Genomic DNA, 4,941 nt, shown 5'->3' with positions numbered 1-4,941 from the left:
CTGCCTACGGCCACCGCCGTCACCTGGCCCTTCCGGTCCACATAAATGGAGATTTCCCGGTTGATGGCTTCCGTCAAATCCCGCAAAACAAGGGCCAACTCCTCACTGATCAGTTGGCCCTCGTCCGCTCTCAGCTCATAGATCCCTTCCAACTGGGTGAGGACCTGTTTTTTCAGGCCCTCCGTCTTTCCGTAGATCGTTTGAGTCATAGGAGAACTCCTTTTGGTATTATACCCGTGCTTTGGCAGGCTCCATGTTCACCCGGCAGCCCCGGATGGTGTTCCGGTGCATCACTGCCAGGACTTTTTCCGCATGTTCCATGGGCACTTCCACAAAGCTGAATTTGTCATAGATGCTGATCCGGCCAATGCTCCGAGCAGGGATTTCCGCCTCGATGGCAATGCTCTGGACAATATCCCGGACCGTGACCCGGCTGGAACGGCCGATATTCACGAACAGCCGCACCATCCCCGGTTTGGCACCGGTGTTGGCCAGGGCATCCGGCAGGGAACCTTCCTCTTCCGGTTCTTCCAGGGCTTTGGCCCCTTCCTGCATGAACTTCAGGGCAGCAGCGGCGATATCCTGGACATCATAGTCCTTTTCCAGGGTTTCCACAATGGGCAGATAGTCCTGATACCGGTCCTGTTCCAGGATGGTCTGCATCTTGGATACAATCTGTTCCCGCTGCCGTTCCAGCACGCTGGCGTCGGTGGGCAGGGTGCCCCGGATGATTTTGGTCTTGATGCTCCGTTCAATCAGCTTCAGCTGACGGAATTCCCGGGGAGTGATGAAGGTAAGAGCCACACCGGTGTTCCCGGCACGGCCGGTACGGCCGATCCGGTGCACGTAGCTTTCGCTGTCACTGGGCACGTCGAAGTTCACCACATGGGTGATGTTGTCGATATCCAGCCCTCTGGCCGCCACGTCGGTGGCTACCAGGATGTCCACCTGGCCGCTGCGGAACTTTTTCATGACCCGGTCCCGCTGGTTCTGGCTCAGGTCCCCGTGGAGGCCCTCCGCTTCGTAGCCCCGGGTGGCCAGGGCGATGACCAGTTCATCCACGCCTTTTTTGGTCCGGCAGAAGATGATCATCTTGCAGTCGTCGGTGGTGTCCAGGATCCGGCACAGGCCGTCCACCTTGTCCCGGGTTTCATAGTAGTACTGGTCGATGGTGGGCGCAGTGACCACTTCTTTGTGGATGGCCACCATCTTGGGGGTACGCATGTATTTCTTGCTGATGCTCAGGATGGGCCGGGGCATGGTGGCGGAAAACAGCATGGTCTGCCGTTCCGGGGGAACGTTTTTGATGATGTTTTCCATATCGTCCACAAAGCCCATGTCCAGCATTTCGTCGGCTTCATCCAGCACCAGGAAGTTCACGTATTCCAGGTCGATGGTGCCCCGGCGGATATGGTCCAGGAGACGGCCAGGGGTCCCAATGACCACCTGGATGCCCCGTTTCAGGCTGCGGATCTGCCGTTCGATGGGCTGGCCCCCGTATACCGGCAGTACCCGGATCCGTTTGGTCCGGCCAATCTTGCTGATTTCGTCCGCCACCTGGATGCACAGTTCCCGGGTGGGGCTCATGACAAGGGCCTGGATGTGCCGGTCCTTTTCGTTGATCTTCTGGATGATGGGGATCCCGAAGGCGGCGGTCTTGCCGGTACCGGTCTGGGCCTGGCCGATCAGGTCGTCTCCTTCCAGAGCCAGGGGGATAGCCCCCTTTTGGATGGGAGAGGGTTCTTCAAAACCCATTTCCTTCAGGGCTGCCAGGATCTTCCGGTCCAGGTTCAGATCTTCGAAGGAAGTGATTTCCGGTTTGGCAGTTTCCGTTGTTTCCACCGGTTTCTTTTCCATTTCTGTGGTTTCAGTCATAATTTCTCCTTATCTTGTACAGGAGCGTTACAGCTCCTTCACCCGGTCCATGGCCAGAGACAGTGCATTCATGGCCGCCCGGAGTTTGATGGTGGTCCGGGCCGCCTTGAACCGGCATTCCAGGACTTTGGTTCCGTTTTTATCCGCTGCACCGATGTACACCAGGCCCACCGGCTGGGTGGGGGTCCCCCCTCCCGGTCCGGCGATCCCGGTAATGCTGATGCCCAGATCCGTTCCGATTCTTTCCCGGATCCCCTGGGCCATTTCCCGGGCAGTCTGTTCGCTGACGGCGGTGTATTTGTCCAGGGTTTCCTGTTTCACCCCCAGCAGCCGGTGCTTTACGTCATTGGTATAGGAGACCACCGACCCCATGAGATATTCCGAGCTTCCGGGAATATCCGTCACCAGACTGGAGGCCAGGCCTCCGGTGCAGGATTCGGCAAAGGCGATGGTCAGATGTTTTTCTTTCAGCCGTTTGCCCAGGGCTTCCGGCAGGGTTTCGTAATCCACTCCGTAGATGTACTCACCCAGCACTTCCCGGATCTTTTCCTCGATGGCCTGGTTCATGGCTTCCGCCTTTTCCAGGGTATCGCTTTTGGCGGTGATCCGGATGATGATTTCTCCCTTCCGGGCATAGAGGGCAATGGTGGGGTTGGTCTGGGCCATGATGATGGCATCCAGCTTTTCCGCCACCATGGATTCCGTCAGTCCCCGGAGATGCAGCACCCGGGAATGGATGATTCCCTGGGCCGCATAGCTTTTCCGGAGATAGGGCATCACCTGCTGACCGAACACGTGGGTGGTTTCCGCCGGAGGCCCCGGCAGCATGATGATCAGTTTGTGGTCCGGAGTCCAGACCCCGATTCCCGGTGCCGTGCCCACTTCGTTGTTGAATACCACGGCCCCTTCCGGGATCATGGCCTGCTTTTTGTTGTTGTCCGTCATGACCACATGCCGGGCAGCAAAATACCGGGTCAGCTTGTCCAGCCAGAAGGCACTGGGCACCAGAGGCAGATCCAGGTACCGGGCCACCATTTCTTTGGTGATGTCCCCCCGGGTGGGCCCCAGGCCCCCGGTGGTGATGATGATGTCCGCCCGCTTCAGGGCAATGGCCAGCACTTCCAGCAGCCGGTCCCCGTTATCCCCGATGGTGGTCTGGTACAGCACGTTGAACCCGGCATCATTGAGCATCCGGGACAGATACTGGAAGTTGGTATTCACAATATCGCCCAGGAGCAGCTCCGTGCCCGTATTGATGACTTCAACATTCACAGGAAATCACTCCTTTTCCAACTGCCCCACCGCTTCGTAGGTGAAGCCCTGGCTGATCCGGACTTTCACAAAATCCCCGGGGTTCAGGGAAGCCGCCTCTTCCACGTAAATCTTCCCGTCGATGTCCGGGGCTTCTGCATAGCTGCGGCCCACGGCCAGGTTGGGATCTTCCTCATCCTTGCCTTCGATGAGCACTTCCAGCACTTTCCCTTCCCGTTCCTGCTGGATCTCTTCGGAGATCTCCGCCTGGAGGCTCATCAGGGCATGGTACCGGTCCTGCTTTACTTCTTCCGGGATCTGGTTGGGCATAGCCCCGGCTTCCGTACCTTCTTCCTGGCTGTAGGTGAACACCCCGGCACACTGGAACCGTTCTTTTTTCACGAAATCCAGCAGTTCCTGGAACTGTTCATCGGTTTCTCCCGGGAAGCCCACAATGAAAGTGGTCCGCAGGCAGATGTCCGGCATCCGTTTCCGGAGTTTGGCCAGGAGCTCTTCCACCTGTTCCCGGGTATCTCTCCGGTGCATGGTGTGGAGCAGGCTGTTGCTGGCATGCTGCAGGGGCAGGTCCACATAATTGCACACCTTGTCACACTGAGCCATGGTTTCGATCAGTTCGTCGGTGAAGGAATCAGGATAGCAGTACAACACCCGGATCCATTTCAGGTCAGGGATGGTGTTCAGATCCCGGAGCAGTTCCGACAGACGCAGTTTGTGGTACAGGTCGATGCCGTACTGGGTGGTGTCCTGGGCCACCAGGATCAGTTCCCGGACGCCCTGGCTCACCAGATCCCGGGCTTCCTGGAGGACTTCCTCATAGGGACGGCTCCGGTAAGGGCCCCGGATCTTGGGGATGGCACAGTAGGAACACCGGTTGTTGCAGCCTTCGGCAATCTTCAGATAGGCCGTATACTGAGGGGTGGTCAGCACCCGTTTGGCCTTCTGGGTGTATTTTTGCGGAGGCTTCAGCAGGGTGAACCGTTCTCCCGCTTCCACCCGGTCGATGACGCTGCCGATCTGGTCGTAACATTCGGTTCCGATGATGGCATCCACCTCCGGCAGGTCTGCGAACAGTTCATCCGCATACCGCTGGCCCAGGCACCCGGTGACGATCAGCTTCCGATGGGGCTCATCCTTTTTGTATTCCGCCATCTGGAGGATGGTGTTGATGGATTCTGTTTTGGCACTTTCAATGAAGCCGCAGGTGTTGACGATGATCACATCCGCATGGGTGGGGTCATTGGTAATGGTCCACTGGCGCTCTTTGATGAGCCCCATCATCACTTCCGAATCCACCAGGTTCTTGGGACACCCCAGGCTGACTACTCCGATTTCCAATCTGTTCTCCTTCCTTATTTCGCCTTGAACGTACGGGTCACTACGCCCCATTCCTTGGAGCCGTAGGGTACTTCTTTTCCGTTGACAGTGATCACTACATCCCGGATGCTGCCCACATTGACGGAAATGCTCTTGCTCCCTTTGTAGGTACGGGTGGATCCTTTGGGCACCGTAGCCGCTTCCACCTGTTTCCCGTCAATGGTGGTCTGGGTCCAGACCGGTTTCTTGTAGGTGACCACCACCGTGACCCCGTTGCCCTTGCCCAGGGTCTTTTCATCCCCTTTGGACTCTTCTTCTTCCTTCTTGGGCTGGGCCTCGGCGGCTGCTTGTTTTTCTTTCTCGCTCTTTTCCGAAGAGTGGTCGGATTTCACTCCATCGGTGATGTTGGTGGTAGCCTTCAGGTCCGGAGTGGTTTTCCCGCCGAACACGAAATAGGCCATGACCACGGTGAATACGGAC

General features: G+C 57.6%; 4 protein-coding genes and 1 pseudogene. All 5 read right to left on the bottom strand.

The window, feature by feature from the left end; genetic code table 11:
- Nucleotides 1–209: pseudogene (locus QVO43_RS06990) on the bottom strand (GTPase HflX); the annotation flags it as partial.
- Between the two features lie 19 nt (nt 210–228).
- A complete protein-coding gene (locus QVO43_RS06985; protein WP_370834571.1) occupies nt 229–1,857 on the bottom strand; it encodes a DEAD/DEAH box helicase in 1,629 nt (542 codons plus the stop codon).
- A 45-nt stretch (nt 1,858–1,902) separates the two neighbouring features.
- Nucleotides 1,903–3,147, bottom strand: a complete 1,245-nt coding sequence (locus QVO43_RS06980; protein ID WP_022487818.1) for a competence/damage-inducible protein A — start codon at nt 3,145–3,147, stop codon at nt 1,903–1,905.
- A 6-nt stretch (nt 3,148–3,153) separates the two neighbouring features.
- On the bottom strand, nt 3,154–4,482 hold the full coding sequence (gene rimO / locus QVO43_RS06975; RefSeq protein WP_022487817.1) for a 30S ribosomal protein S12 methylthiotransferase RimO: 1,329 nt from the start codon (nt 4,480–4,482) through the stop codon (nt 3,154–3,156).
- A 14-nt stretch (nt 4,483–4,496) separates the two neighbouring features.
- On the bottom strand, nt 4,497–4,941 hold a 445-nt coding region (locus QVO43_RS06970; RefSeq protein WP_288174686.1), incomplete at its 5' end, for a DUF4115 domain-containing protein.

It is taken from the genome of Acidaminococcus sp. CAG:542, assembly GCF_000437815.1.
In the GTDB taxonomy this organism is placed as follows: Bacteria; Bacillota; Negativicutes; order Acidaminococcales; family Acidaminococcaceae; genus Acidaminococcus.
The sequence above is the reverse complement of the archived record's forward strand: the minus strand, read 5'-3'. Positions and strand labels throughout refer to the sequence as shown.